General features: G+C 68.1%; 27 protein-coding genes and 1 tRNA gene. 15 read left to right on the top strand and 13 right to left on the bottom strand.

Translation table 11 applies throughout. The features are described from left to right. Positions 1 to 15 precede the first annotated feature (15 nt). The gene (locus ACZ5Z2_RS09450; RefSeq protein WP_464758323.1) at positions 16 to 1,485 is read right to left on the bottom strand and encodes an MFS transporter; all 1,470 of its coding nucleotides are present in this window, start codon (positions 1,483 to 1,485) and stop codon (positions 16 to 18) included. A 182-nt stretch (positions 1,486 to 1,667) separates the two neighbouring features. On the opposite strand from ACZ5Z2_RS09450, the gene rnk reads away from it, so the two are divergent. Beyond that, positions 1,668 to 2,078: a nucleoside diphosphate kinase regulator gene (rnk, locus tag ACZ5Z2_RS09445; RefSeq protein WP_464758322.1), complete on the top strand. Its 411-nt coding sequence runs from the start codon at positions 1,668 to 1,670 to the stop codon at positions 2,076 to 2,078. A gap of 478 nt (positions 2,079 to 2,556) precedes the next feature. Here the strand turns inward: rnk and ACZ5Z2_RS09440 are convergent, their stop codons facing one another. Then, positions 2,557 to 2,784 carry a hypothetical protein gene (locus ACZ5Z2_RS09440; protein WP_464758321.1) on the bottom strand — a complete coding sequence of 76 codons (228 nt, stop codon included), beginning with the start codon at positions 2,782 to 2,784 and terminating at the stop codon, positions 2,557 to 2,559. 203 nt (positions 2,785 to 2,987) lie between these two features. Between ACZ5Z2_RS09440 and ligA the strand changes: the two genes are divergently transcribed. Genes ligA through gloA2 form a run of 3 tightly spaced genes read left to right on the top strand, consistent with a single transcriptional unit; the run spans position 2,988 to position 6,735 of the window. Continuing rightward, a complete protein-coding gene (gene ligA / locus ACZ5Z2_RS09435) occupies positions 2,988 to 5,381 on the top strand; it encodes an NAD-dependent DNA ligase LigA (protein WP_464758320.1) in 2,394 nt (797 codons plus the stop codon). After that, the gene (epmA, locus tag ACZ5Z2_RS09430; protein ID WP_464758319.1) at positions 5,378 to 6,337 is read left to right on the top strand and encodes an EF-P lysine aminoacylase EpmA; all 960 of its coding nucleotides are present in this window, start codon (positions 5,378 to 5,380) and stop codon (positions 6,335 to 6,337) included. Before ligA ends, epmA begins: the two co-directional genes overlap by 4 nt. A 14-nt stretch (positions 6,338 to 6,351) precedes the next feature. After that, the gene (gloA2, locus tag ACZ5Z2_RS09425) at positions 6,352 to 6,735 is read left to right on the top strand and encodes an SMU1112c/YaeR family gloxylase I-like metalloprotein (RefSeq protein WP_464761690.1); all 384 of its coding nucleotides are present in this window, start codon (positions 6,352 to 6,354) and stop codon (positions 6,733 to 6,735) included. A 48-nt stretch (positions 6,736 to 6,783) separates the two neighbouring features. Here the strand turns inward: gloA2 and aqpZ are convergent, their stop codons facing one another. Further along, a complete protein-coding gene (gene aqpZ, locus ACZ5Z2_RS09420) occupies positions 6,784 to 7,530 on the bottom strand; it encodes an aquaporin Z (RefSeq protein ID WP_464758318.1) in 747 nt (248 codons plus the stop codon). 268 nt (positions 7,531 to 7,798) lie between these two features. Between aqpZ and ACZ5Z2_RS09415 the strand changes: the two genes are divergently transcribed. Then, a complete protein-coding gene (locus ACZ5Z2_RS09415; protein ID WP_464758317.1) occupies positions 7,799 to 9,127 on the top strand; it encodes an MFS transporter in 1,329 nt (442 codons plus the stop codon). Between the two features lie 120 nt (positions 9,128 to 9,247). On the opposite strand, the gene ACZ5Z2_RS09410 is transcribed toward ACZ5Z2_RS09415, so the two are convergent. Next, on the bottom strand, positions 9,248 to 9,934 hold the full coding sequence (locus ACZ5Z2_RS09410; protein ID WP_464758316.1) for a DUF2461 domain-containing protein: 687 nt from the start codon (positions 9,932 to 9,934) through the stop codon (positions 9,248 to 9,250). Between the two features lie 10 nt (positions 9,935 to 9,944). Next, positions 9,945 to 11,378, bottom strand: coding sequence for an exodeoxyribonuclease I (sbcB, locus tag ACZ5Z2_RS09405; RefSeq protein ID WP_464758314.1), 1,434 nt, complete (start codon positions 11,376 to 11,378; stop codon positions 9,945 to 9,947). 165 nt (positions 11,379 to 11,543) lie between these two features. Here sbcB and orn point away from each other — a divergent pair, with 165 nt between their 5' ends. From orn to ACZ5Z2_RS09385, 4 genes are all read left to right on the top strand, one after another. Next, complete coding sequence (gene orn / locus ACZ5Z2_RS09400; RefSeq protein WP_464758313.1) at positions 11,544 to 12,110, top strand: oligoribonuclease; 567 nt, start codon at positions 11,544 to 11,546, stop codon at positions 12,108 to 12,110. Then, a complete protein-coding gene (folP, locus tag ACZ5Z2_RS09395; RefSeq protein ID WP_464758312.1) occupies positions 12,107 to 13,021 on the top strand; it encodes a dihydropteroate synthase in 915 nt (304 codons plus the stop codon). Before orn ends, folP begins: the two co-directional genes overlap by 4 nt. 69 nt (positions 13,022 to 13,090) lie before the next feature. Further along, the gene (glmM, locus tag ACZ5Z2_RS09390) at positions 13,091 to 14,437 is read left to right on the top strand and encodes a phosphoglucosamine mutase (protein ID WP_464758311.1); all 1,347 of its coding nucleotides are present in this window, start codon (positions 13,091 to 13,093) and stop codon (positions 14,435 to 14,437) included. Between the two features lie 119 nt (positions 14,438 to 14,556). Further along, positions 14,557 to 15,492, top strand: a complete 936-nt coding sequence (locus tag ACZ5Z2_RS09385) for an isopenicillin N synthase family dioxygenase (RefSeq protein ID WP_464758310.1) — start codon at positions 14,557 to 14,559, stop codon at positions 15,490 to 15,492. Positions 15,493 to 15,970: 478 nt separating this feature from the next. Here the strand turns inward: ACZ5Z2_RS09385 and ACZ5Z2_RS09380 are convergent, their stop codons facing one another. After that, positions 15,971 to 16,645 carry a DUF6445 family protein gene (locus ACZ5Z2_RS09380; RefSeq protein ID WP_464758309.1) on the bottom strand — a complete coding sequence of 225 codons (675 nt, stop codon included), beginning with the start codon at positions 16,643 to 16,645 and terminating at the stop codon, positions 15,971 to 15,973. Then, the gene (locus ACZ5Z2_RS09375; protein WP_464758308.1) at positions 16,642 to 17,460 is read right to left on the bottom strand and encodes an SDR family NAD(P)-dependent oxidoreductase; all 819 of its coding nucleotides are present in this window, start codon (positions 17,458 to 17,460) and stop codon (positions 16,642 to 16,644) included. The genes ACZ5Z2_RS09380 and ACZ5Z2_RS09375 overlap by 4 nt, the downstream gene beginning before the upstream one ends. Before the next feature lie 109 nt (positions 17,461 to 17,569). Between ACZ5Z2_RS09375 and tpiA the strand changes: the two genes are divergently transcribed. The 3 genes from tpiA to ACZ5Z2_RS09360 all read left to right on the top strand — a co-directional run bounded on the left by tpiA (position 17,570) and on the right by ACZ5Z2_RS09360 (position 18,873). Further along, positions 17,570 to 18,319, top strand: coding sequence for a triose-phosphate isomerase (gene tpiA, locus ACZ5Z2_RS09370; RefSeq protein ID WP_464758306.1), 750 nt, complete (start codon positions 17,570 to 17,572; stop codon positions 18,317 to 18,319). A 20-nt stretch (positions 18,320 to 18,339) separates the two neighbouring features. After that, the gene (gene secG / locus ACZ5Z2_RS09365) at positions 18,340 to 18,777 is read left to right on the top strand and encodes a preprotein translocase subunit SecG (protein WP_464758305.1); all 438 of its coding nucleotides are present in this window, start codon (positions 18,340 to 18,342) and stop codon (positions 18,775 to 18,777) included. An 11-nt stretch (positions 18,778 to 18,788) separates the two neighbouring features. Further along, positions 18,789 to 18,873, top strand: a tRNA-Leu gene (locus ACZ5Z2_RS09360). A 100-nt stretch (positions 18,874 to 18,973) separates the two neighbouring features. Here ACZ5Z2_RS09360 and ACZ5Z2_RS09355 read toward each other — a convergent pair. The 4 genes from ACZ5Z2_RS09355 to smpB all read right to left on the bottom strand — a co-directional run bounded on the left by ACZ5Z2_RS09355 (position 18,974) and on the right by smpB (position 21,756). Then, complete coding sequence (locus ACZ5Z2_RS09355) at positions 18,974 to 20,251, bottom strand: RNA polymerase sigma factor (RefSeq protein ID WP_464758303.1); 1,278 nt, start codon at positions 20,249 to 20,251, stop codon at positions 18,974 to 18,976. Between the two features lie 41 nt (positions 20,252 to 20,292). Continuing rightward, positions 20,293 to 20,709, bottom strand: a complete 417-nt coding sequence (locus tag ACZ5Z2_RS09350; protein WP_464758302.1) for a VOC family protein — start codon at positions 20,707 to 20,709, stop codon at positions 20,293 to 20,295. 25 nt (positions 20,710 to 20,734) lie between these two features. Continuing rightward, positions 20,735 to 21,154 carry a YciI family protein gene (locus tag ACZ5Z2_RS09345; RefSeq protein WP_464758301.1) on the bottom strand — a complete coding sequence of 140 codons (420 nt, stop codon included), beginning with the start codon at positions 21,152 to 21,154 and terminating at the stop codon, positions 20,735 to 20,737. A gap of 107 nt (positions 21,155 to 21,261) precedes the next feature. Continuing rightward, positions 21,262 to 21,756: an SsrA-binding protein SmpB gene (smpB, locus tag ACZ5Z2_RS09340; RefSeq protein ID WP_192165691.1), complete on the bottom strand. Its 495-nt coding sequence runs from the start codon at positions 21,754 to 21,756 to the stop codon at positions 21,262 to 21,264. 218 nt (positions 21,757 to 21,974) lie between these two features. On the opposite strand from smpB, the gene ACZ5Z2_RS09335 reads away from it, so the two are divergent. Next, complete coding sequence (locus tag ACZ5Z2_RS09335; protein ID WP_464758300.1) at positions 21,975 to 22,403, top strand: type II toxin-antitoxin system RatA family toxin; 429 nt, start codon at positions 21,975 to 21,977, stop codon at positions 22,401 to 22,403. Then, positions 22,396 to 22,680 carry an RnfH family protein gene (locus ACZ5Z2_RS09330; protein WP_464758299.1) on the top strand — a complete coding sequence of 95 codons (285 nt, stop codon included), beginning with the start codon at positions 22,396 to 22,398 and terminating at the stop codon, positions 22,678 to 22,680. Before ACZ5Z2_RS09335 ends, ACZ5Z2_RS09330 begins: the two co-directional genes overlap by 8 nt. Positions 22,681 to 22,699: 19 nt before the next feature. On the opposite strand, the gene ACZ5Z2_RS09325 is transcribed toward ACZ5Z2_RS09330, so the two are convergent. Further along, positions 22,700 to 23,197 (bottom strand): outer membrane protein assembly factor BamE, encoded by a 498-nt coding sequence (locus ACZ5Z2_RS09325; protein WP_464758298.1) that lies wholly within the window; start codon positions 23,195 to 23,197, stop codon positions 22,700 to 22,702. A gap of 81 nt (positions 23,198 to 23,278) precedes the next feature. Here ACZ5Z2_RS09325 and fur point away from each other — a divergent pair, with 81 nt between their 5' ends. After that, positions 23,279 to 23,707 (top strand): ferric iron uptake transcriptional regulator, encoded by a 429-nt coding sequence (gene fur / locus ACZ5Z2_RS09320; RefSeq protein ID WP_464758296.1) that lies wholly within the window; start codon positions 23,279 to 23,281, stop codon positions 23,705 to 23,707. A gap of 618 nt (positions 23,708 to 24,325) precedes the next feature. On the opposite strand, the gene ACZ5Z2_RS09315 is transcribed toward fur, so the two are convergent. After that, the gene (locus ACZ5Z2_RS09315; RefSeq protein ID WP_464758295.1) at positions 24,326 to 25,927 is read right to left on the bottom strand and encodes an MASE1 domain-containing sensor histidine kinase; all 1,602 of its coding nucleotides are present in this window, start codon (positions 25,925 to 25,927) and stop codon (positions 24,326 to 24,328) included. Between the last annotated feature and the right edge of the window lie 27 nt (positions 25,928 to 25,954).

The raw sequence follows: 25,954 nt of genomic DNA, 5'->3' as shown, positions 1-25,954 counted from the left end.
CTACACGGCGGGCGCTCAACGCGCGGCGGGCAGCGCCTCGGGCGCGCGGTCGGGGCGCAACTGGCCGAACACGCGGCTGGCACCGGCGGTGACCGCGGCCAGCAGCAGCACGGTCCAGCGGAACGCCACCACGAAATCCCCGGGCGTATGCCCGCGCAGCAGGGCCTGCATCAGCAGCGTGGAAAGCGCGATGCCGAAGCTCATCGCGAGGTATTGCACGGTGGACGCCATCGACGAGGCCATCGAGGCGTGGCGGATGTCCAGGTCGTTGTAGATCAGCGTGTTCATCACGGTGTACTGCAGGCCGGCGAAGCCGCCATAGCCGAAGGTGAACACGGCGATCACCCACGCAGGCGTGGTCGGCCCGAACAGCGCGAATGCGGCCAGCAGCAGCGCCACGATCAGGGTGTTGCCCAGCAGCAGGCGGCGATAGCCGAAATGCACCAGCACGCGGTTGACCACCCACTTCGCGGCGATCGAGCCCAGCGCCTGCGGCACCATCATCATGCCCGCCGCCAGCGGCGACCAGCCGCAGCCCACCTGCAGGAACAGCACCAGCAGCAGGAACATGCCGGAGATGCCCAGCCGCGTGGAAAGGCCGCCGGCGAGCGCCACCGACACGCTGCGCACGCGCAGCAGGGAAAGATCCGCCACCGGATGCGCGGTGCGCCGGCTGTGCCACACGTAGGCCACGCCGAGCAGCACGGCGATACCGCTGCACGCGGCCATTTCCGTCCACGGCACCGGATCGGCGCCGGCCAGTTCCGAAGCGGCGAGCAGCAGCGCGGAAGCCGCGGCGAACAGCAGGAAACCCGCGAGGTCGAAGCGGTTGGCCCGATCCAGCCGGTATTCGGGCATGTCGCGCCGGTTCATCCACACGCCGGCGATGGCCACCGGCACGTTGATCAGGAAGATCAGCCGCCACGAGGTGTATTCCACCAGCGCGCCGCCCAGGAAAGGCCCCAGCACCGAGCCGAGCAGGCCGAAGGTGGCCACCGTGCTCATCGCGCCCACGAATTCGCGCTTGTCGATGCTGCGCACCAGCACGTAGCGCCCCACCGGCATCAACGCCGCGCCACCCACGCCCTGCAGCACGCGCGCGGCCACCAGTTGGGGCAGCGATTGCGCCAGGCCGCACAGCAGCGAACCCACACCGAACAGCACGATGGCGGCGCCGAACACGCGGCGTGTGCCGAAGCGGTCGCACAGCCACGGGCTGGCCGGGATCAGGATCGCCAGGGTCAGCACGTAGCTGGTCAGCGCGCTGCGCATGCCCAGCGGCGTTTCCTTCAGGGCCTCGGCCATCGCCGGCACCGCGGTGTTGACCACGGTGGAGTCCAGTGCCTGCATGAAGAACGCCGCGGCCACCAGCCACAGCAGGCCACGGTAACGCTGGCGCGAGGAGTCGGCAGATGCCGCCTCGGCCGTGTCCGCCGTTGCGACGGCATCGGCAGGCGGGAGGGATTCGGGGGCATGCGGGGGCATTGCGCCAATGATAGCTGCTGCGACAGCTTGCTTTCCGTCGCGCCCCGAGTGGAGTCAGCCTTGTTTCATCGATCGACGCCCCAAGGTCGGAGTAGTGGCACAACCGGGATCGCTGCGCCGGGAGTCCCTCGCTCCGGCGCATGTTTTTGCGTGGCCCGAATTGCCTGCGACAGGACAAAGCCATGAGCCGCAAACCCGCCATCACCGTCTCCCGCCTCGACCTTGAACGCATCGAGGCCTTGCTCGACCACCTGCCGCCGGCACAGGCCGCGGCGCATGCCGCATTGCGCGAGGAACTGGATCGGGCCACGGTACTGGAGCCGACCGAGATGCCGGGCAACGTGGTGACGATGAACTCCACCGTGAGCTTCACCGGCGACAATGGCGCCGCGCCGTTGCGGATGACCCTGGTCTACCCGAACGCGGCCGGCAAGCCGGGCACGGTGTCGATCCTGGCGCCGGTGGGCAGTGCGCTGCTGGGCCTCGCCAAGGGCAAGCACATCGACTGGCCCACCCCGGATGGCCGCAGGCATCGCCTCACCGTGCTGTCGATCGACTACCAGCCGGAGGCGGCTGGGGATCTGCACCGCTGAGAGTGCCAAGCGCCATTTCGGCGCAGGCCCACAACTGTCCGGAATAATTTTGAACATTCGTGGCCGCGGTCTTTCTCGTCATTCCGGCGCAGGCCGGACAAGCGCGAAGCGCGCAGAACGCCCGCAGGGCGGCCCCGAAGGGGCGAGCGAAGCGAGTCATCCAGTGGCCGTGCGGCCTGAGCGAACATGGTCGCTACTGGATCCCGGCCTTCGCCGGGATGACAGTCTGGATAGGTGGTCGTTATCGGAAATGAAGTCGCCTTCTCGCAATGCTTCGTGCAAGCGGCGCGGGCCTTCATCCTTCGACACCATCCCCAGATTATTCCGGACAGCAGTGGGCGCAGGCCGGAATCCAGTCGAGCAACTCGTGCGCAGCACGCAAAATTAGTTTCGTTTCGCACGCATATTTCACGGGATGACCAGCCTCGCTGTCGTGAAGCGTCTCCGGCCTGCGCCGGAATGACGGGCTCGCAGCCGCCTATGGCTTGAAGTGGTGCACGAAGCCCACCTGGAAGCCGCCCGGCAGCCAGCCGATGATCAGCGACGACTTCCGGTGCGCGGCCCAGATGCCCACGCCAGCGCCCAGCGCGGCGCCGGCCAGCACGTCGGCCTGCGAGTGGCCGCGCGTCTTCATGCGCGCCGCCGCGTCGCAGGCGGGCAGCAGCGCCGGCGCGTAGATCGCCGGGTGGTCGTGGCCGTAGTTCACGATGAACGGCGCCGCCGGCCGTCGGCGAAGCACGGAGCGGACAGGCCGAAGGCGAGCAGTAGCAGTGCGGAACGTGCCATGCGCATGGGATGCCTCCCCGGCGGACGGGGGCGTGGCCGCCGGTGGTTCACCCTGGCCCCGCCGGCTTTCGATTCGCTTATCGCGAACATCCGTCGCGGCGTGCGTATCGTTAAACTTCGTGCATGAGCGCATTCCCCGTTTCCGCTGACAGCAAGGCCCGTGCCGCCGACCTGCGCGAACGCATCGAACAGGCCAACTACCGCTACCACGTGCTCGACGATCCGGAGATCACGGACGCCGAGTACGACCGATTGATGCGCGAGTTGGAGGCGCTGGAGGCAGCGCATCCCGAACTGGCCACGCCCGATTCGCCCACCCGCAAGGTGGGCGCGCGCGCCAGCGGCGGCTTCGCCGAGGTGCGCCACGCGATGCCGATGCTGTCGTTGTCCAACGCCTTTGAGCAGCCGGGCGAGGACGAGCGCACGCGTTTCCACGAGGTGGCCGAGTTCGAGCGGCGCATCGAGCAGACGCTGGATCGCAGCGAGCCGGTGTTCTCGGTGGAACCCAAGCTGGACGGTCTGGCGATCAGTCTGCGCTACGAGCACGGCCAGTTCGTGCAGGGCGCCACCCGCGGCGACGGCGAGACCGGCGAGGACGTCACTGCCAACCTGCGCACCGTGCGCGCGATCCCGCTCAAGTTGCGCGGCACCGGCTGGCCCGAGGTGCTGGAAGTGCGCGGCGAGGTCATCATGCTCCGCAGGGATTTCGAGGCGTTCAACGCGTATGCCCGCGCCCACGACGAGAAGACCCTGGCCAATCCGCGCAACGGTGCGGCGGGCTCGCTGCGCCAGCTCGATCCGGCGATCACGGCGAAGCGCAAGCTGAGTTTCTTCGCCTATGCGGTGGGCGTGGTGGAAGGCGGCGAGTTGCCGCCCACGCATTCGGCCACCTTGCGGCAGCTGCGCGAGTGGGGTTTCCCGGTATCGCCCGAAGTGGGCACGGCGCGCGGTTTCGCGGGCCTGATCGCCTATTTCGAACGCATCGGCGCGAAGCGCGACAGCCTGCCTTACGACATCGACGGCGTGGTCTACAAGCTGGACGACTACGCGGGGCAGCGCGAGATGGGCTTCGTGGCGCGCGCGCCGCGCTGGGCCATCGCGCACAAGTTCCCCGCGCAGGAGCAGAGCACCACGGTCGAGGCGATCGAGATCCAGATCGGCCGCACCGGCGCCGCCACCCCGGTGGCGAGGCTCAAGCCGGTGCAGGTGGCCGGCGTCACCGTCACCAACGCCACGCTGCACAACGCCGACCAGGTGGAACGGCTGGACGTGCGCGTGGGCGACACGGTGATCGTGCGCCGCGCCGGCGACGTGATTCCCGAAGTGGTGCGCGTGATGCCCGAGCAGCGTCCGCCGCACACGCAGCCGTGGACGATGCCCGCGCACTGCCCAGTGTGCGGCTCGGCGCTGCTGCGCGAGGAAGGGGAGGCTGCGTACCGCTGCTCCGGCGGCCTGGTCTGCGCGGCACAACGCAAGGAAGCATTGATCCATTTCGCCTCGCGCCGCGCGATGGATATCGACGGCCTCGGCGAGCGCTACGTCGACGCGCTGGTGGACTTCGGCTACGTGCACACGCCAGCCGACCTCTACAAGCTCACGCTGGACGACTTCCTGGAGATGAAGCGCCGCGCCGACGAACGCGACGGCACCACGCCCGAGACGGTGAAGGCCGGCAAGATCGCCACCAAGTGGGCGGAGAACCTGCTCGACGGCATCGCGGCCAGCAGGAACACCACGCTGGCGCGCTTCCTGTTCGGGCTGGGCATCATGCACATCGGCGAGAGCACGGCGAAGACGCTGGCCGCGTGGCTGGGCCGGCTGGAATTCGTGCGCAGCATGCCGGCGCCGGTGTTGCGCGTGCTGCCGGACATCGGCGGCGAGGTGGCGGCGTCCATCGCCGGGTTCTTCGCGCAGCCCGGCAACCAGCAGGTGGTCGACGCACTGCTGGCCGCGGGTGTGCATTTCGGCGACGAGGGCGAACCCTCGCCGAAGCTGCGCGAGCGGCTGGGCCTGGCCGTGCTGCTGGACATGGCGAACGTCAACAAGCTCGGCCCCAAGAGCACGTCGCTGCTGGCCGCGCAGTATCCGACGCTGCAGCGGTTGCTAGCCGCAGGGCAGGCGCAATGGATCACTGCCGGCCTGCCGCAGGCAGCCGCGATCAACCTCGACGCATACCTGGCAGATGCATCGCAACTGCATGAGCTGCGCGAGGCCGAGGCCGCGATGCAACGCCTGCTGGAAGTGATTCCCCAAGTGGCGCAGGCGGCGCGCCTGCCGCTGGAGGGCCAGACCGCGGTGCTCACCGGTACGCTGCCCACGATGAGCCGCGACCAGGCCAAGGAAAAGCTCGAAGCCCTGGGCGCGAAGGTTGCCGGCAGCGTGTCGAAGAAGACCAGCTTCGTGGTGGCCGGCGCGGAAGCCGGCTCCAAGCTCGACAAGGCGAACGAGCTGGGCGTGCCGGTATGGGACGAGGCGCAGTTGCTGGCCCTGCTGGCCGAGCACGGAGTCGCGCTGTGAAGAATCCGAACCTGCACGAAGCGCTGCAGTTGCGTGCGCGCCTCAACGCCTTGATCCGAGCGTTCTTCGTCGAGCGCGAGGTGCTGGAGGTGGAGACGCCGATCCTTTCCGCCGCCGGCAACACCGAGCCGAACATCGAGAGCTTCAGCACGCAGTTCAGCGGCCATGTCGATGCCGGCGCGCGCGAACGCTGGCTGCGCACCTCGCCGGAGTATCCGCTCAAGCGCCTCGTCGCCGCAGGCGTGGGCGACTGCTACGAACTGGGCCGGGTGTTCCGCAACGGCGAGGCGGGCGGGCGGCACAACCCCGAGTTCAGCATGCTGGAGTGGTACCGTGTGGGCTGGGATCATCGCCGCCTGATGCACGAGACCATCGAGCTGGTGGCGGCGGCGCTGGCGATGCTGGGCCGGCGCGCCGAGGTGCTGATCGAGGGTTACCGCCAGTTGTTCATCGACGAGCTGGGCATCGATTCCGCGCATGCGTCCATCGACGAGCTGCGCGCACCGCTGGCGGACTTCGGCATCGACCCCGCGGGGCTCACCCGCGACGACTGGCTGGATCTGCTGCTCACCCACAAGCTGCAGCCGGCGTTCCCGCGCGACCGCATCACGGTGATCCACGATTACCCAGCGAGCCAGTGCGCGCTGGCGAAAGTGCGCCCCGGCGATCCGCCGCTGGCCGAGCGGTTCGAGCTGTACCTCGGCCGCTACGAACTGGCCAACGGCTACCACGAGCTCAACGACGCGCGCGAGCAGCGCGCGCGCTTCGAGCGCGACAACGCCCGTCGCCGCGAGCGCGGCCAGCGCGAGGTTCCGCTCGACGAGAACCTGCTGGCCGTGCTCGACGCGTTGCCCGACTGCGCCGGCGTGGCGCTGGGCGTGGAACGCCTGCTGATGTGCCTGGCCGGCACCGATGCGATCGCCGACGTGCTGGCGTTCCCCTTTTCGGAAGCCTGACCGTGCCGGAGCCCCTGCTGCGCGGCATCCACCACGTCGCCCTGATCTGCTCGGACTATCCGCGTTCGAAGGCGTTCTACAGCGGGGCGCTGGGTCTGCGCGTCGTGCGCGAGGTCTACCGCGAGGCGCGCGATTCCTGGAAGTGCGACCTGGAAGTCGGCCCCGGCGTGCAACTGGAACTGTTCTCCTTTCCCGGCGCGCCGCCGCGTCCCTCCTGGCCGGAGGCGCAGGGGTTGCGCCATCTTGCGTTCGCGGTGGCCGACGTGGATGCCGCGACGGCGGAATTGACCGCGCACGGCGTGGCCTGCGAAGCGGTGAGGGTGGACGAATACACCGGCAAGCGCTTCGTCTTCTTCGCCGATCCGGACGGGTTGCCGATCGAGCTTTACGAGGCCTAGGCAAGATCACGTCGCGCGGCCAGGCGGCCGCGCGACGCATGCATTCGCTCAGGCCCGGTCGCCCTTGATGTCGGGCAGGGCGGGACGGTCGCTCCACAGATAGCGGTAGATCAGGCCGCCGATGATGCCGCCGATGATCGGCATCACCCAGAAGAACCACAGCTGCCCCAGCGCCCAGCCGCCCTGGAACAGGGCCACGCCGGTCGAGCGCGCCGGGTTCACCGAGGTGTTGGTGACCGGGATGCTGATCAGGTGGATCAGGGTCAGCGCCAGGCCGATGGCGATGCCGGCGAAGCCCACCGGTGCGCTCTTGTGGGTGGCGCCCATGATGATGAAGATGAAGAAGCCGGTCATCACGATCTCGCACACCGCCGCGGCGCCCATCGAATAGCCGTCCGGCGAATGCGCGCCGAAGCCGTTCGAGGCGAAGCCGCTGCCAACGGGATCGAAGCCCGTCTTGCCCGAGGCGATCACGTACAGCACCGCGCCGGCCACGATGCCGCCGATCACCTGCGCGACGATGTACGGAATCACTTCCTGCATCGGGAAGCGGCCGCCGGCGGCGAGGCCGCAGGTCACCGCCGGGTTGATGTGGCAGCCGGAAATGTGGCCGATGGCGTAGCACATCGTCAGCAGGGTGAGGCCGAAGGCCAGCGCCACGCCGGCGTAGCCGATGCCGAAGGGATAGCCGTCCGCGCCGGCCACGTGCGCAGCCAGCACCGCGCTGCCGCAGCCTCCCAGTACCAGCCAGAACGTGCCGAAGAATTCGGCGGCCATGCGTTTGCCCAGGTTCATCGAAAACTCCTTCTCGATTGCTTGATTGGACACGAGCGTCGCGGCGATGCGACGCATGCCGGATGACTGGCCGGAGGCCAGGGTCGAACGAAGTTTCCTCTCCCCCTGAAAACGGCGCCGGGCGAGTCGCATGCAAGCCGACCGGTTCGCCCGTGTGGCCCGGCATCCCGCCGGACGGGACGAGCATAGGGGATGCGGGCGGCATCGCGTAGTGTCGCGGGCTGGGTTATGGTGCCGAACCCTTTCCTTACCGGGCCGCTGTTCCCACATGAGCGAAGCCACGACATTGTCGACACCGGACATCGCAGGCGTGGCGGCACGCCGGCTGGATCGCCGCGACGCGCGCACCCTGCTGCTGTCCGCGCTGGGCGGCGCGTTGGAGTTCTACGACTTCGTGGTGTTCGTGTTCCTCACGCAGCAGCTGGGCGCGCTGTTCTTCCCGCGGGGCACCGCGCCGTGGCTGGCCGACATCAAGGTCTACGGCATCTTCGCGGCAGGTTACCTGGCGCGCCCGCTGGGCGGCATCGTGATGGCGCATTTCGGCGACCGCTCGGGACGCAAACGCATGTTTACCCTCAGTGTGTTCCTGATGGCGCTGCCGACGCTGGCGATCGGCCTGCTGCCGACCTATGCGCAGGTCGGCATGCTGGCGCCGCTGCTGCTCCTGCTGCTGCGCATCGTGCAGGGCATCGCGGTGGGGGGCGAGGTGCCGGGCGCCTGGGTGTTCGTGGCCGAGCATGCGCCGCCCGGGCGCGTGGGCTTCGCCTGCGGCAGCCTCACCGCGGGGCTGACCGCGGGCATCCTGATCGGCTCGCTGCTGGCCGCCTGGCTCAACGCGCGGCTGGATGCGGCGCAGTTGCTGGACTGGGGTTGGCGCGTGCCGTTCCTGCTCGGCGGCGTGTTCGGTTTCGCCGCGGTGTGGTTGCGCCGCTGGCTCAGCGAGACGCCGGTGTTCGCGGAGATGCGCGAGCGCCAGCAGCTCAGCCGCGAGCTGCCGCTGCGCGCGGTGCTGGCCGGACACCGGCGCGGCGTGGCGGTATCGATGCTGGTGACCTGGATGCTCACCGCCGCCGTGGTGGTGCTGATCCTGATGCTGCCGACGCTGGCGCCGCACGGTTTCGGCATTTCGCCGAAGCAGGCCTTCCTCGGCAATGCGCTGGCGGCTTGCGCGCTCACCGCGGGCTGCATGGTCTACGGCTGGCTGGCCGACCGTCTCGGTGTGCTGCAGACCCTGCTGGCCGGCTCGCTGCTGCTGGTCGCCGGCACCTGGGCGCTGTTCGCCGACCTCGCCGCGGGCGGCGCGCATTTCCTGTCGCTGTACGCGCTGGCCGGCCTGCTGGTGGGCGTGGTCGGCGTGGTGCCGGTGGTGATGGTACAGGCGTTCCCGCCGCCGGTGCGCTTTTCCGGCCTGTCGTTCTCGTACAACGTGGCCTACGCCGTGTTCGGCGCCGGCACCGCGGCGATGATCGGCTGGCTTGCCGCGCACGCCGGGCGCATGGCGCCGGCGCATTACGTGACGATCACGGCGCTGGTGAGCATCGGCACCTGTTTGTGGTTGCTTGCCCGCGCCAAGGTGGGCGAGCTCGAACGCTCCTGAGCCGTGTGTAGTCTTGCCCGTCATTCCGGCGAAGGCCGGAATCCAGTGGCGTTGTGTTCCATGCCCCGGAGCAGAGGCACTGGATTCCGGCCTTCGCCGGGATGACGGGCAAAAACGTTCCTAGAACTCCAGCTCCTGCGTGGCGCAGAGATAGTCCACCATCGGCGCCACGCGCTTGAAGCAGGCCACCGCCCACGGCAGCAGTTCCGTGGAGCAGGCCAGTGCCTCGCCGAAGCCTTCGCCGGCGGCGAAATCCTTGCGCTTCAGGTCTTCGATCAACTCGTGGTTGGGGTCGTAGCCGTGCGGCGGGCGTTTCAGCGATTCGCCCCAGAAGCTCATGTGCTCGCGGAAGGCGGGGCTTTGCGTGGCCTTCTTCCAGGCGGCGGGATTGTCGGCGAGGAAGGCGCGGATCTTCTTCAGCGCGTCGGGCTCGGGGTGCCACATGCCGCCGCCGCCGAAGCAGTCGCCGGGCTGGATGTGCAGGTAGAACGCCGGCGCGGGGATCTCGTGGCGGCGCTCGTGGAAGAAGCGCGAGCCCTGCCACGGCTTGTACGGCAGCTTGTTGTTGGAGTAGCGGGTGTCGCGGTAGATGCGGTACAGCGAGCCGCCGTTCTTGCGTGGGTCGGCGCGGTAGTGCGGGCTGATCTTCGCCAGCGGCGCCTGCAGGTCGGTGATGAGCTGCAGGAAGGGTTCGCGCACGTGGCGCTCGTAGTCGTTCTTGTGCGCGGCGAACCACTCGCGGCTGTTGTTGCGGTCGAGCGCGCGCAGGAACTTGAAGGTGGCGGGGGTGAAGTAGGCGTGGTGCATGGGGATTCCGTCAGAGACTGGCGGCGAGTTCCTCGCCCCAGGCTTGCAGTTGGTCGATGATCGTCGTTTTTCCCTGCCGCGAAGGATCGGCGCGCAGCGCGGCCAGCGTGGCGAAGTAATCCTCCAGCGTCAGCGTGGTCAGCGCCGTGACGCGGGTCAGCCGGGCGCGACGGAAGTTTTCCCAGCGCTCGCGTTCGTCCGCGTCCAGCGTCTCCGGCCAGTTGCGCGCGCGGTAGCGGAACAGCAGTTCCGCATAGCGCGGATCGCGGAACGCGAAGGCACGCGCGCCGAGCTGTTCCGGTGGCGTGGCGCGCACCTCGCGCAACAGGCGCTTGTCCGCGTCGGGCAGGAAGCCTGAGTACAGCGCGAGTTCCGGGTCTTCCGGCGGCGGCAGTTCGGCGGCGCGGGCGAACACGCGGGAAACCTTGGCGGCGAGGCCATCGGCGGCGGCCAGCGCATCGCGGTGGGCCAGGCAGCGCGCGGTATCGAGCTGCAGGCGCGCCGTATCCACGCCTTTCAGCGCCGAAAGCGGCGCCAGCGCGGGCGCGCGGTTCGCGCGCACGGTACGCAGCGGGATGCGCTCGACGTCTTCCGGCAGGTCGGCGCGCGCGGTGAACACGCGGTCGGCGATGGCGTCCTCGTCCAGCGCCAGCAATTCGGCGGGATCGGCGGCGAGGTCGTAGACGATGATCTCGCCGGGACGCGAGGGATGCATCGCCAGCGGCGCGATCAGCGCGAGGCAGTGCCGGCTGGACGGGTAGCGCGAGGAGACGTGCACCAGCGGCGTCATGGCCGCCACGTCCAGCAGCTCGAACACGCGCTGCTTGCGGCGCAGCGCGTAGAACCAGTCCCATAGCCTGGGCTGGCGCACGCGGATCAGCCGGGCGAGGTCGATCAGCGCGTGCACGTCGGAGAGCGCGTCGTGCGCGCGCTCCTGCTGCAGGCGGTTGGCGGCGGCGAGGTGCTCCAGCTTGAAGCTGGGCGTGCCGTCGTCGCGCACGGGCCATGCGATGCCCTCGGGCCGCAACGCTTCGCACATGCGCGCGAGGTCGATCAGATCCCAGCGCGAGTTGCCGTTCTCCCACTCGCGGCCGTATGGCTCGAAGAAGTTGCGGTAGAGCAGTTGCCGCGTCACCTCGTCGTCGAAGCGCAGCGAGTTGTAGCCCACGCCGCAGGTGCCCGGCGCGGCGAGCTGTTCGTGCACGAGCGCGGCGAATTCGGCTTCGTTCACGCCTTCGCGCTCGGCCTGCTGCGGCGTGATGCCGGTGATCAGGCAGGCCTCGGGCTGGGGCAGGCTGTCGCGCGGCGGCCGGCAGAAGAACATCACCGGCTCGCCGACGATCTCCAGTTCCAGGTTGGTGCGGATGCCGGCGAACTGCACCGGACGGTCGCGCCGGGTGTCGGCGCCGAAGGTTTCGTAGTCGTGCCAGAAGAAGGTCTGCATTTCACGATCATCGCATGCTGGGCGTGGGGGTTCCCCGCCGCGCCAGCTGCGGCAGGGCTGCGGCGGCTCCGGCATGACGACATCGGTTTCCCCTTTCGCGGGAAGGCGGACAAAAAGCCGTCGTTCAGACCGCCGCTTGATAGACTGCGCGGCGAAGGAGAACTCATGAGCCAAGCCAACGACGACAACCTGATCTGGATTGATCTGGAGATGACCGGCCTCGACACCGACGCCGACTCGATCCTGGAAATCGCCACCATCGTCACCGACAAGGAACTCAACGTACTGGCCGAAGGGCCGGTGTTCGCGATACGCCACGAGCTGGATCGGCTGGAGGCGATGGACGCCTGGAACCGCAACCAGCACGGCAAGTCCGGCCTGTGGCAGCAGGTGCTCGATTCCACCGCCGACCATGCCGCCGCCGAGCAGGCCACGCTGGATTTCCTGCGCGAGTGGGTGCCGGCGGGCAAGTCGCCGATGTGCGGCAACTCGATCTGCCAGGATCGCCGCTTCCTGCATCGGCAGATGCCGCGACTGGAGCGTTTCTTCCACTACCGCAACCTCGACGTCTCCACCCTGAAGGAGCTGGCGCGGCGCTGGTCGCCGGCCATCGGCAAGGGCCTGAGCAAGGAGTCCGCGCATACCGCGCTGTCGGATATCCGCGATTCCATCGAGGAGCTGCGCTATTACCGCAGCCACATGGGCGCGCTGGGCGGGCAGCAGCCGGCATGAACGCGCTCGATGCCATGTTCGCGCCCGTGCTCGACTGCGCCGGCCGCAGGCTGGTGCTGGATCGCCCGCGCGTGGCCGGCATCCTCAACGTCACGCCCGACTCGTTCTCCGACGGCGGCGAGCACGCCACCGCGGAAGCGGCCGTGGCGCATGGCCTGGCGCTGGCGGAGCAGGGCGCCGACATGCTGGACGTGGGCGGCGAATCCACCCGCCCCGGCGCGGGCGACGTCACCGTCGAGGAAGAGCTGCGCCGCGTGATCCCGGTGATCGAGCAACTGGCGAAGCGCACGCAACTGCCCATCGCCGTCGACACCTCCAAGCCGGAGGTGATGCGCGCCGCGGTGGCCGCGGGCGCCGGCATGGTCAACGACGTCTACGCGCTGCGCCGCGATGGCGCATTGGACGCGGTGGCCGAACTCGGCGTGCCGGTATGCCTGATGCACATGCAGGGCGAGCCGCGCAGCATGCAGGACGCGCCGCACTACGACGACGTGGTGGGCGAGGTGCATCGCTTCCTTACGGATCGCCTGTTCGCCTGCGAGCTGGCCGGCATCGACCGGCGCAAGGTGATGGTCGACCCCGGCTTCGGCTTCGGCAAGAACCTGGAACACAACCTCGCCCTGCTGCGCGCGCTGGAGCGCTTCGCGGATCTGGGCAGCGGCGTCTATGCGGGTTTGTCGCGCAAGTCGATGATCGGCGAGTTGACCGGCCGCAAGCTGCCGGCCGAGCGTGCCGCCGGTTCCGCCGCTGCCGCGCTGATTGCAGTTCAGCGCGGCGCGCGCATGGTGCGCGTGCATGACGTGGCCGCGACCGTGGATGCGCTGGCGGTATGGCAGGGCGTGCATGCGGGCGACGCCGCGCCGCGCCGCGATCCGAAACCGTCTGCGCCGCGCTGGCCGGACGACGACTGAAAGAACCGACAGGGCGGCGGCGCACGAAGCGCCGTTGCCGGGACAGGGATCCTTTTCGGGAAGGCAACCATGAGTCAATGCAAGTATTTCGGCACGGACGGCATTCGCGGTGCGGTGGGCGTGTGGCCGATCAACGCCGAGTTCATGCTGCGTCTCGGCCGCGCGCTGGGAGCGGTGCTGAACCGGCAGGGCGGCGCCCGGCGCACCGTGCTGATCGGCAAGGACACCCGCGTTTCCGGCTACATGTTCGAGGCCGCGCTGGAGGCGGGGCTGGTCTCCGCCGGCGTGGACGTGCGCATGCTGGGGCCGATGCCGACGCCGGCGGTGGCCTTCCTCACCCGTTCGCTGCGCGCCGAGGCCGGCATCGTCATCAGCGCCTCGCACAACCCGCACCACGACAACGGCATCAAGTTCTTCTCCGCGCACGGCGAGAAACTCGGCGACGCGATGGAGGCCGCGATCGAGGCGGAGATCGACGCGCCCTTCGTCACCGTGCCTTCCGAGCAACTGGGCAAGGCGCGCCGCATCGACGACGCGGCGACGCGCTACGTGGAGTTCTGCAAGAGCACGGTGGCCGAGGATTTCAGCCTCAACGGCCTGAAAATCGTGCTGGACTGCGCCAACGGCGCCACCTACCAGATCGCGCCCAAGGTGTTCGCCGAACTGGGCGCCGAGGTGACCGCCTTCGGCGACAAGCCGGACGGCTTCAACATCAATCGCGACGTAGGCTCCACCCATCCGCAGGCGCTGCAGCGCGCGGTGCAGGAACTGGGCGCGGACATCGGCATCGCCTTCGACGGCGACGGCGACCGCGTGCAGATGGTGGATCGCCACGGCGTGCTCGCCGACGGCGACGACCTGCTCTACGTGATCGCGCGCGCCTGGCATGCGCGCGGCCAGCTGCAAGGCCCGGTGGTCGGCACGCTGATGAGCAACTACGGCCTGCAGCTGGCGCTGGACAAGCTCGGCGTGCCGCTGCTGCGCGCCAAGGTGGGCGACCGCTACGTGCTGCAGCAGCTCAAGGAGCACGGCGGTGTGCTGGGCGGCGAGACTTCCGGCCACATCCTGTGCCTGGATCGCGCCACTACCGGCGACGGCATCGTCTCCGCGCTGGCCGTGCTGGAGGCGCTGGCCGGCGAGGATTTCGCCGCGGCGCGCCAGGGCCTGCGCAAGCTGCCGCAGGTGATGATCAACGTGCGCGCCGAGGGCGCGCGCGAAGCCTTGGACAGCGCCATGGTGCGGCAGGCGCTGGCCGATACCGAACGCGCCCTGCAGGGCCGCGGCCGCGTGGTGCTGCGCGCCTCGGGCACCGAGCCGCTGGTGCGCGTCACCGTGGAAGGCGAGGACGGCGCCGAAGTGCGGCAGTTGGCGCAAAGCCTGGCCGACGTCGTAAAATCCGCCGCAGAACGCTCGTGAACCAGCCGGCTCGTGCCGGCCACAGGTGAGAGGAACCGGTCGCCAGGGAATGGCCCGACGTGAAACGCCCCTGCGGTGGCGTATCACCAATCGACCGCAGCCCTGACCGGACACGACCCATGAAAAACGTTCCCACCCTCGACATCCGCCGTTACGACAGCGACCGCGAGGCCTTCGTCGCCGAGCTTGGTGCCGCCTACCGCGAATTCGGCTTCTGCTGCATCAGCGGACACGGTATTCCGCGCGAGCTGGTCGACGGCGCCTACGACGCCTTCCAGCGCTTCTTCGCGCTGCCCACCGAAACCAAGATGAAGTACCACGTGCCGGGCAGCGGCGGCGCGCGCGGCTACACGCCGTTCAAGGTGGAAACCGCCAAGGACAGCAAGCACGCCGACCTCAAGGAGTTCTGGCACGTCGGCCGCGAGATCGCGCGCGACTCGAAGTTCGCCGACGTGATGGCGCCCAACCTGTGGCCGGCCGAGGTGCCGGAGTTCCACAAATACGGCTACGGCCTGTTCGAGGCGCTGGATCAGCTCGGCACCCGCGTGCTGCGCGCGCTGGCCCTGCACATCGGCCTGCCCGAGCACTATTTCGAGGACAAGACCGACCAGGGCAACTCCATCCTGCGGCCGATCCACTACCCGCCGATCACCGACGACAACGTGCCCAACGTGCGCGCCGGCGCGCACGAGGACATCAACTTCATCACCCTGCTGGTGGGCGCCAGCGCGGAAGGGCTGGAAGTGCTCACCCGCGAGGGCGAGTGGCTGCCGATCACCACCGAGGGCGACGCCATCGTGGTGAACATCGGCGACATGCTGCAGCGGCTGACCAACCACGTGTACCCGTCCACCACGCACCGCGTGGTGAACCCGCAGAACGCCAACGCGCGCAAGCCGCGCTACTCGGTGCCGTACTTCCTGCACCCCAACCCCGACGTGGTGCTCGACCCGCTGCCGCAGTGCGTGACGCCGGACAACCCGAAGCGCTACGACACCAGTATCACCTCGCACGAATACCTGCTGCAGCGGCTGCGCGAGATCAAGCTGATCTGACAGGCTGTTCCTGGTCTATCCCGCGCCACGCCCGATTACCCAGTCATTCCCGCGCAAGCAGGACAAAGCGAGCGCTATCGCGTGTGGAGGGCATCGAGGCCGCGCTTTTGCTCGTCATTCCGGCGCAGGCCCACTACTGTCCGGAATAATTTTGAACATTCGTGGCCGGGGTCTTTCTCGTCATTCCGGCGCAGGCCGGAATCCAGTGGCCGTGCGGCCTGAGCGAACATGGTCGCTACTGGATCCCGGCCTTCGCCGGGATGACAGTCTGGATAGGTGGTCGTTATCGGAAATGAAGTCGCCTTCTCGCAATGCTTCGTGCAAGCGCGCGGGCCTTCATCCTTCGACACCGTCCCCAGATTATTCCGGACAGCAGTGGGCCTGCGCCGGAATGACGAGCCGGAGAGGTTGTCGCTACCGGGAACCTCGAAAAACCTCCGTCACCTCGGTGCAAGCTGAGGCCCTTTGTTTCGGCCCCTCAAGCCATCCAGAAGAACACCGCCGTCATGCGCTTGCTGGCGGCGTCCTCCAGTCCCCAGTAGGCGCTGGCGCTGTGGATGATGTTGGCCTTGTACAGCAGCAGGCGGTTGAAGCGGTGCGCGACGTGCACGTCCTCGGCGAAGGCGTCGGGCCGCACGAACCGGCTGCCCAGCGCGTCGACCAGGTTGCGGTGCGGCGGTTGCACGATGTTGCCGCCCAGTTGGCCGCCGGGCATGCGCTGGCGGAAGAAGCTGGTGCCGCAGTTTTCCGGTACCAGCGGATTGAGATAAAGCACGGCGGCGTAGCGGCACAGGTGCAGGGAGTCGGTGTGCGGCTTCACCGCGCCCTCGACCGCGCCCACCACCTGCACGCAGTTGTGATTGAGCTTCTGCCCGGCCTTGGTGCTTTCCACCCAGAGCCTCTTCGCGCCGGTGGCGTCGCGTACCTTGGCTTCGACGATCGCCAATTCGGATTCCGACAGCGCGGGCATCGCGCGCATGCCGGGCCAGGCTTCGCCCGTGGTCGGAAAGCCGTATTCCCAGTCGGTTCCGGCAAGGCAGCGCTCGCGCACCGCCAGCGGATCGGGCAGGGCGTCGTCCAGTACCCAATAGTCGCGGCCTGGGGTGGGCTTGCGGTAGGGCAAGGGGCGCATCTGGGCAGGGAACAGGCTCATGCGGCTTCTTCACCGGACTGGCGATAGCGCCGGGCCTGCCGTGCCGAAAGGCGCAGCGCCAGCTTGTCCGGCATCAGCTTGAACACGCCCTTGATGAAGCGGTTCACGCGGCCGGTGACATGCACCGCATCGCCGCGCTCCACCGCGGCGATGCCCTCGGCCACCACCTCGTCGGCGCTCTGCCACATGAAGCCCGGCATCTTGTTCATCAGCGCGCGCGTGCCGGTGACGTCGTGGAATTCCGAATACGTGAAGCCGGGGCACAGCGCGCAGACATGCACGCCGCGCTCGCGGTTTTCCAGCGCCAGGCCCTGCGAGAACTTGACGAGGAAGGCCTTGTCCGGCGCATACAGCGTGTGCCCCGCCGTGCCCGGCACGTGCCCGGCCAGCGAAGCCACGTTGACGATGCGGCCATGGCCGCGCTCGCGCATGCCGGGCAGCAGACGCCACGCGAGCTCCAGCGGCGCGGTCAGCAACACCTGCAGGAAGTCGGCGTGCGTACGCCAATCGTTCGCCGCGAACGTGCCGGGCACACCGTAGCCGGCGTTGTTGATCAGCCAGTCCACCGCGAGCCCGCGCCGCGCGAGTTCATCGCACAGCATGCGAGGCGCAGCGGGGTCGGCCAGGTCGGCCGCCAGCACGGTTATCGTGCCACCATGCCGCTGATGCAGTTCCGCGGCCAGCGCTTCGAGCCGGTCGACGCGCCGCGCGGTGAGCACGAGGTCGTGACCTCGCGCGGCGAGCGCGCGGGCGAAGGCGGCGCCGATGCCGGCGGATGCGCCGGTGACGAGGCTGAGCGGGCGGGCTGACGTCATGCGCTTCTCCTGAAAGAGGTCGTCGCATCTTGGCCGTTGCGCCGCAGCAATACCAGTCCTCTATCAACCTGTAAAATCTCGGGTTTATTCAAACGGAACTGCCCCGGACATGCGCAAGAAGCTCGTCGCCGCCAACTGGAAGATGCACGGCAGCCGTTCGATGGCCACCGCCCTGTGCGGCGGGATCGCCGTCGCCGACACCGGCGGCATCGACGTGGTGCTCTGCCCGCCGTTCCCCTATCTGGGCGAAGTGGCTGCTGCCTGTGGCGAAGCAGGCATCGGCGTGGGCGCGCAGGATCTCAGCGAGCACGAAGGGCAGGGCGCGTATACCGGCGAGGTCTCCGCCGCGATGCTCGCCGATTGCGGTGCACAGTGGGTGCTGGTGGGGCACTCCGAACGTCGCCAGTACCACGGCGAAAGCGATGCGCTGGTGGCGCGCAAGTTCGCCGCCGCGCGTGCTGGCGGCCTCACGCCCATCCTTTGCGTGGGCGAGACGCTGGCGCAGCGCGAAGCCGGCGAAACCGAAGCCGTCGTTTCGCGCCAGTTGCGGGCCGTGCTGGAAGCGTCTGGCATCGCCGCATTCGATACCGCGGTGATCGCTTATGAGCCGGTGTGGGCCATCGGCACCGGCCGCACCGCGACGCCGGAACAGGCGCAGCAAGTCCATGCGTTCATCCGTAGCCAACTTCAAAAGGAAGATGCTATGATTGCCCGTCTGACTCGGCTGCTTTACGGCGGCAGCGTCAAGGCGGCCAATGCCGCCGAGTTGTTCGCGCAGTCGGATGTGGATGGGGGGCTGATCGGTGGAGCCTCGTTGACCGCTTCCGACTTCCTTGGAATCTGCGCAGCGGCGCGCTAGTCGCCACGGGTTCGATCGCAATGTTTGTCATTTTCAGCGTGTTTTACATCCTGATCGGCGCGGCCATGACCGTGCTGATCCTGTTGCAGAATGGCGAAGGCGCCAGTGCCGGCTCCGGCTTCGGCGGCGGCGCTTCGGCCACGGTGTTCGGTGCGCGCGGTTCGGCCAACTTCCTGACCCGCGCCACGGCCGTGCTGGCTGCGCTGTTCTTCACGCTCAGCCTCGGCATGGGCGTGTACCTGCACAGCCACGGCAACGCGCAGAGCAGTGGCGCCGATCTTGGCGTGATGGCCGGCATGAGCAAGCAGCCGGCGCCAGCCAAGCAGGCCCCGGCATCCACCACTCCGGTCAACCCGGAAGTGCCCGCCGCCACGAACGCGACGGCGCCCACGGCTCCGGCCGCGAGCAAGCAACAAGGCGAAGTCCCGGCTGCGCCGGCTCCGCAAAAGCATCAATAAGCAAGACACCTGCCCAGGTGGCGGAATTGGTAGACGCACTACCTTGAGGTGGTAGCGCTGAAAGGCGTAGGGGTTCGAGTCCCCTCTTGGGCACCAATGAACATCAAGCAGCAACTGTCGTATCGAACCGCGCCCATGGCGCGGTTTTTTTTGGCCTGATCGCGGGTGCCAAGAGGGGACTCGAATTCGTGCGGCGTCAGCCGGCAGCCATGTGCCGCGCGCAGGCGGCTGCGCGCGCTTGCAGCAGCTCGTGTTCGCGCGTGTTGCGGGTCAACGCGGCTGCGCGTTCGAACTCCGCGCGGGCTTCGTCGTGGCGCTGGAGTTTCTCCAGCAGGTCGCCGCGCATGGCGGGCAGCAGGTGATAGTTCGCCATGACCGGTTCGTCGCGCAGCGCATCGGCGAGCGCGAGGCCTGCCGCAGGCCCGTCGGCCATTGCCACGGCCACCGCGCGGTTGAGTTCCACCACCGGGGATGGCGTGATGGCGGCCAGCGTGGCGTACAGCGCGGCGATGCCGCTCCAGTCGGTCTGTTCCGCCGTGTTGGCGCGGGCGTGGCAGGCGGCGATGGCGGCCTGCAGGGTGTAAGGCTCTTCGCTGCCGCCCAGCCGCTGCGCGCGATCCAGCGCGGTGAGGCCGCGCTGGATCAGCAGCCGATCCCAGCGCGCACGGTTCTGCTCCAGCAGCCGGATGGGCGTGCCGTCCGCTTCGCTGCGCGCATGCGTGCGCGAAGCCTGCAGTTCCATCAGCGCGAGCAGGCCGAACACCGATGCCTGCCGCGGCATCAGTCCGGCCAGGATGCGACCCAGCCGCAGGGCTTCCTCGCACAGCGCTGGGCGCATCCAGTCGTCGCCCGCGGTGGCGGTGTAGCCTTCGTTGAAGACCAGGTAGATCACGCCGAGCACGGCGTCGAGACGCTCGGCCAATTCCTCGCCATGCGGCACCTCGAACGGCACCTGCTTCTCGGCCAGCGTGCGCTTGGCGCGCACGATGCGCTGGGCGATGGTGGGCTCAGGCTGCAGGAAGGCGCGGGCGATCTCGACAGTACTGAGGCCGCCGAGCATGCGCAGGGTGAGCGCCACGCGCGATTCGGCGGGCAGCGCGGGATGGCAGGCGGTGAAGATCAGCCGCAACAGGTCGTCGCCGATGTCGTCGTCAAGCGTGGCGTCGGTGTGGGGCATGGCATCGGCCTGTTCGGCCTCCAGTTCGCGCGCGATTTCCGCATGCTTGCGCTCCATCAGCTGGTGGCGGCGCAGGCGGTCGATGGCGCGGCGTTTCGCCGTGGTCGTCAGCCACGCGGCGGGGTTGTCCGGCACGCCGTTCTGTGGCCACTGCTCCAGCGCGGTCACCAGCGCGTCCTGCGCCAGCTCTTCGGCCAGGCCCACGTCGCGCAGCATGCGCGCGAGCCCGGCGATGATGCGCGCCGATTCGATGCGCCAGATGGCTTCGATGCTGCGATGGGTGTCGGTCGCCGTCATGACGACCGATCAGATCATCATCGCCCCACGGCGGCAAGGCGTCATACGGCGGGCGGGCAGTTGATCATCCACGGCACGCCGTAGCGATCCACCAGCGAACCGAAGCGCGCGGCCCAGAACGTCTGCTGGATGGGCATCTGCACCGTGCCTCCTTCGGCCAGCGCATGGAAGATGCGCTCGGCCTGTTCCGGCGAGTCGAGCTGGATCGACACCGAGCAACCCTTGATCGGCGTGTAGGGGCATTGCGGCGCCATCGCATCCGAGGCCATCAGCACCTGGTCGCCCACTTCCAGCCGCACGTGCATCATCTTGTCGCGCATTTCCGGCGGCATGGGCATCTCGGGCGGCGCGTCGCCGTAGCGAGCACGCACGGTGATCTTGCCACCGAAGCAGCCGGCGTAGAAATCGAAGGCGGCTTCGGCGTTGCCATCGAAATTGAGGTAGGCGACGAATTGCATGGCGGTACTCCTCGCTGGCTAGGGTTTACTGGCGGGTGCCGATCTGCGTGCGCAGGCTCGCTTCCTGTTCGCGCAGGGCGTCCGTGAACTTGTCGCCGAAGTCCTCGGCCTCGAACACCGGGCGGATCTCCACTTCGGCGCCGCTGTCGAACGGGGCGCGCTTCAGCCATTCGATAGCCTCGGCCATGGACTTCACCTGCCACAGCCAGAAACCGGCGATCAGTTCCTTGGTTTCGGCGAACGGGCCGTCGATCACGCTGCGCTGCGCGCCGTCGAAGCGCACGCGCGCGCCGCGCGAACTGGGGTGCAGGCCTTCGCCGGCCAGCATCACGCCGGCCTTCACCAGTTCCTCGTTGAATTGGCCCATGGTGGCCAGCCGTTCGGTGCTCGGCATCACGCCGGCCTCGGTGTCGCGGGTCGCTTTCACGATGACTATGCAGCGCATCGGCTGTCTCCAGTGGGTTGTGTGGTGCCGCTTTCCACAGGTACGACGAACGACGATGCGCCGGATCGACACGGCGCACGCGGATTTTTCCGGAACCCGGAACCGGCTCAGGAGGCCCGGTTGTGCGAGCGCATGGTGCGCTGCTTCTCGATCTGCCAGTCGCGCTGCTTTTCGGTGTCGCGCTTGTCGTGCTCCTGCTTGCCGCGCGCCAGGCCCACTTCCACCTTGACCTTGCCGTTCTTCCAGTACATCGCGGTGGGCACCAGGGTGTAGCCCTTGCGTTCCACTGCGCCGATCAGTTGGTCGATTTCCTTGCGGTGCAGCAGCAGCTTGCGTGTGCGCCGGTCTTCGGCGATGACGTGGGTGGAGGCGCTGATCAGCGGAGGGATCGAGGCGCCGACCAGGAAGATCTCGCCCTTGATCACGATCGCGTAGCCGTCGCCGAAATTGATCCGCCCCGCGCGCAGCGCCTTCAGCTCCCAGCCCTGCAGCGCGACGCCGGCCTCGTAGCGCTGGTCGATGTGGTACTCGAAGCGCGCGCGCTTGTTGAGCGCGATGGTGCCGGTGCCCTTGGTGGTGTCCTTGTCCTTGCTCTTGGCCATGTCCGCTAAACTTCGGGCCTCTGGGCGGCCACACTGCCCGCGCGCCCGGTTGGAGCAGCGCTTTTATTGAAAGTGCATCCATGGATGGATGCCCGTTTGATCTTCGCATTCAAGGACGAATGCATAAAACACCGAGTGCGTTCAGGGATGGGCGCCCGTTTGATTTTCGCATTCATGGACGAATGCACAAATGCCGCATGCACAAACCAAGGAACGCCGTGATCGAGATACGCCGCAGCGCGCTGGTGCGCCATTCGCCGGAACAGATGTTCGATCTGGTCGATGGCGTGGAAGCATACCCAAAGCGCTTCCCGTGGTGCTCGTCGTCCGCCGTGATCGAGCGCGACGGCAACGTGCTGGTGGCGCGCCTCGACCTGCATTTCGCCGGCTTGCGGCACAGCTTCACCACGCGCAACACCGCCGAGCGGCCGCACCGCATCGACATCCGCCTGGTCGAAGGCCCGTTCCGCTCGCTGGATGGCCACTGGGGCTTCACCGCGCTGGGCGACGACGGCTGCAAGGTGGCCTTGACGCTGGATTTCGATTACGCGGGGATCGGCGGCAGCGTGCTCAAGCTGGGTTTCCAGAGCCTGGCCAACCGCATGGTGGACGATTTCTGCCGCGCGGCGGATCAACTGCATGGCTGAGCCGGCGATCATGGTGGAGGTGGTGCATGCCGGCGAACGGCGCATCTGGCGTTGCCGTGTCCCGCTGCCGCCCGGAAGCACTGCGATGCAGGCGGTGGAGGCCGCCGGGTTGTTGCCGTCGCTGCCGTTGGAAGTGGTGAATCCGTTGCGGCTGGGCATCTTCTCGCGCCGCGTCGATGCCGGCCACGTGCTGCGCGACGGCGACCGGGTGGAGATCTACCGGCCGCTGGCGCTGGATCCGATGGCCGCGCGCCGGCGCCGGGCCGACCAGGGCTGATTCGCGGTACCGTAGAAACTCAGTGGCCGCCCTGGCTGTCGCCGCTGTTGCCGTTGTCGCTGCCGCCGCCGCCGAAACCACCGGAATCCTTGCTGTCCTTGCCGCTGGTGTCCTTGTCGCCCTTTGCGTCGTCGACCGAGTAGTTGACGTTGAGCTTCTTGCTCTCCTTGAGCAGGTTCTTATTGCTTTCAAGGTAGGGGCTGCCTTCGACGCGCGCCAGGATGTCGTTGTCGAAGTACAGGGTCATGGTGCTGACCTGCATCGGGCCGCCGCGGTGCGAATAGGTGGATGTGTAGTCCCAACGGCTCTGGTCGAACGGCGTGGCCACCGAAGGCGTGCCCACCAGCAGCAGCACCTGGCGCTTGGTCAGTCCGGGCTTGAGCTGATCCACCGCCTTCTTGTCGATGGTCTTGTCGAGCAAATTGCCCTGCCGCACGTCCTGCGTGTAGACCAGGTGGCAGCCGGAGACGGCGAGCGCCAACGCGGCGACGACCGGCAGGGTGATCAGCTTGTGCATGCGTGGTTGCGTCCAGATCGTGAAGGTGTCGGATGATACACTACCGGTTCGGCATCACCGCGCCGGCGTGAGGTAGCTGCGATGGAACAGGAAACCCAGGAACTACGGCGGGTCGGCCTCAAGGTGACCCATCCGCGCATGCGCATCCTGCAGATCTTCGACGAGGAGGAGGGCAACCACCTCACCGCCGAGGACGTCTACAAGAAGCTGCTCGCCCACCAGGAAGACATCGGCCTGGCGACGGTGTACCGCGTGCTCACCCAGTTCGAGGCGGCGGGCATCGTCGTCAAGCACAATTTCGAAGGCGGCCAGGCCGTCTACGAACTCGACCGTGGCAAGCATCACGATCACATGATCGATGTGGACAGCGGAAAGGTGATCGAGTTCGTCAGCGATGAGATCGAACGCCTGCAGCAGGAGATCGCCGCGCGCCACGGTTACGTGATCGAGGATCACAGCCTGGTGCTGTACGTGCGTCCCAAGCATCGCGGCGGCTCGCGCAAGGGGTGAGTCAGGTGGCGGCTTAGAGCCTGTTCACGATCTCCCCATGGCCCGCGCCGGGAGCTGTTTGCACGCAGATCAAGGAAGAACGAAGGAGTGGACGTCCGTCCACGACTGAGTGATGACGCAGGGATGGGGGCAAACAGGCCCGGCCCTTCGGGTTGCCTTGCCGTGGCCGCCATGCGGCAGCGCGCGGCTTGGCTTGCCAGCCAGGCAAGCACTGCGCCACGCACTACCACCTGACGGCCACGGCAAGGCAACGCGGGTCATGGGGAGATCGTGAACAGGCTCTAAAGCGCGGAGCACACGCTTCGGGCGCAGGCCGCACGAGACGAACCGGGATCGCGCCGGCGGCGGCCGGAAGGGCGGCCGGAAAAGGTTTGGCGCATAAAAAAATCGCGAGGAAGGACTCCTGTCCACCTCGCGATTGCCTCGTACCTGTCTGGAGTCCGACGTGGCGAATTGCTCGCCCGGCGGTTCCAAGGTAACGACCAGATGGCGTCCTGCCATCTTTCCGGAGTCACCGTCCCCACGAGGACTCCGGTACGCCATCTCACGATGGCGGCTCCCCCACATCGATGGAGCGATCCTAACGAAGCTTTCACGCCCTGGATATCGGAAAATTTCCTAGACAGCCCGAAGTGTGACGGGTAAGTCGTTGTTGCTTCGCAACAAGACGCGCAGATGCACGCCGCATGGGGATGGCCGCAGCCGGAACAGGCCACCCAGCGAGGTCACGCGGTCGCGCATGCCCTGCAGGCCGCGGCCGCCGCGCGATGGTCGCTCGGGCGGCAGGCCGATGCCGTTGTCGCGCAGGTCGAGCAGGGCCAGCACCACGCCGTGCCGCTCGCCGATGCGCAGGCGCAGGCGGAATTCGCTGGCCTTGGCGTGCTTCACGGCATTGGTGGCGCTTTCCTGCGCCAGCCGGTAGATCGTGGTGCGGGTGTCGTCGTCGAGCAGGCGCGGGTCGCCATGCAGTTCGGTGCGGTAGTGGATGCCTGCGGCTTTCAGCAGGTCGCGGATCGGGCCTTCGTCCAGCGCGCGCAGCAGGCCGAATTCGTCCAGCACGGCGGGGCGCAGGTCGTCCAGCAGGCGGTGCAGGGCGCGGCGCATGTGGGCGAGGATGCCGTTGATCGAGGTGCCGATGTCCTCCATGCCTGCCTGTTGCAGGCGGGCTTGGGCCAGCTTCACGTGGGTCTGGATCGCGGTGATGTTCTGGCCCAGTTCGTCGTGCAGCTCGGCAGCCATGTGCCGGCGCTGGTTTTCCTCGGCCTGCAGGTTGCCGCGGGCGGCGGCGCGCAGTTGCCGCGCCAGCTGATCCAGCCGCCGGTTGACCGCGGCGAGATGGGTGTTCTGTTCGGCCACGCGCAGCTTGCTTCGGCGCAGGGCATCGGTGGCCGAGCCCAGCATCAGCGCACCGCTGCCGGCCACGGCCAGGAACAGGTAGCCTGTGCCCGACGGCACGTGGCCCAGCCGCTGGTCGAACAGGGTCATGCCCAGGCTGGAGACGGTCATCGCCAGCGCCGCGCCGCGCCAGCCGTGGCGGAACGCGAAGAACAGCACCGGCGCCAGCGATAGCGCGCGGGTGAATTGGGGCTGCGCCGTGGCGCGTTCGGACAGCAGCAGGATGGCCATGGCCGGCAGCATCACCAGCAGGCCGTCCAGCAGCAGGCTGTTCGCGGCCTGCCGATCCGGCGGCGCGCGCAACAGCAGCACCATCACCGGCAGCACCAGCAGCACGCCGAGATAGTCGCCCAGCAGCTCGTTGCCCAGCAGGCGGATCAGCGTGCCTTCGGCCGCGGCGCTGTGGATCGCCGTGAGCAGACCCACGTTCACCGCCGCGGTGGCGAGCACGGCGAGCATGGCGGCCAGCAGCAGGCGCGCCGTGTCCTGCGGGTTGTGCAGGTTCGCGCCGGCATGCGGATTGAGCCGGCGCAACAGCCATACGCTCGCCACGGTCGCCAGCAGCTCGGGCAGCTCGCCCAGGAAATAGCCATGCCAGCCCGTCGGCAGGCCATCGTGCAGGCCCATGCCGGCAGAAGCGGCCAGTTCGGCCCCGATCAGCCAGCCCCAGCAGCGCATCGGCAACAGCAGCAGCGCACCGAAGCGCAGGCCGTAGGGCAGCGTCCAGTACGGCTGCGTGGTGGGTTGCAGCAACAGCCACAACAGCAGGTAGGCCGCGCCCAGCAACGGGCCGGATTGCAGGGGACGGGGGAGCTTGCTGCGCATCCCTCGATGGTACATGGCCGATCCGCG

Source organism: Rhodanobacter sp. G1 (assembly GCF_055397855.1).
Note: the sequence above shows the minus strand (reverse complement) of the source record. Positions and strands in the feature narration are given on the sequence as shown.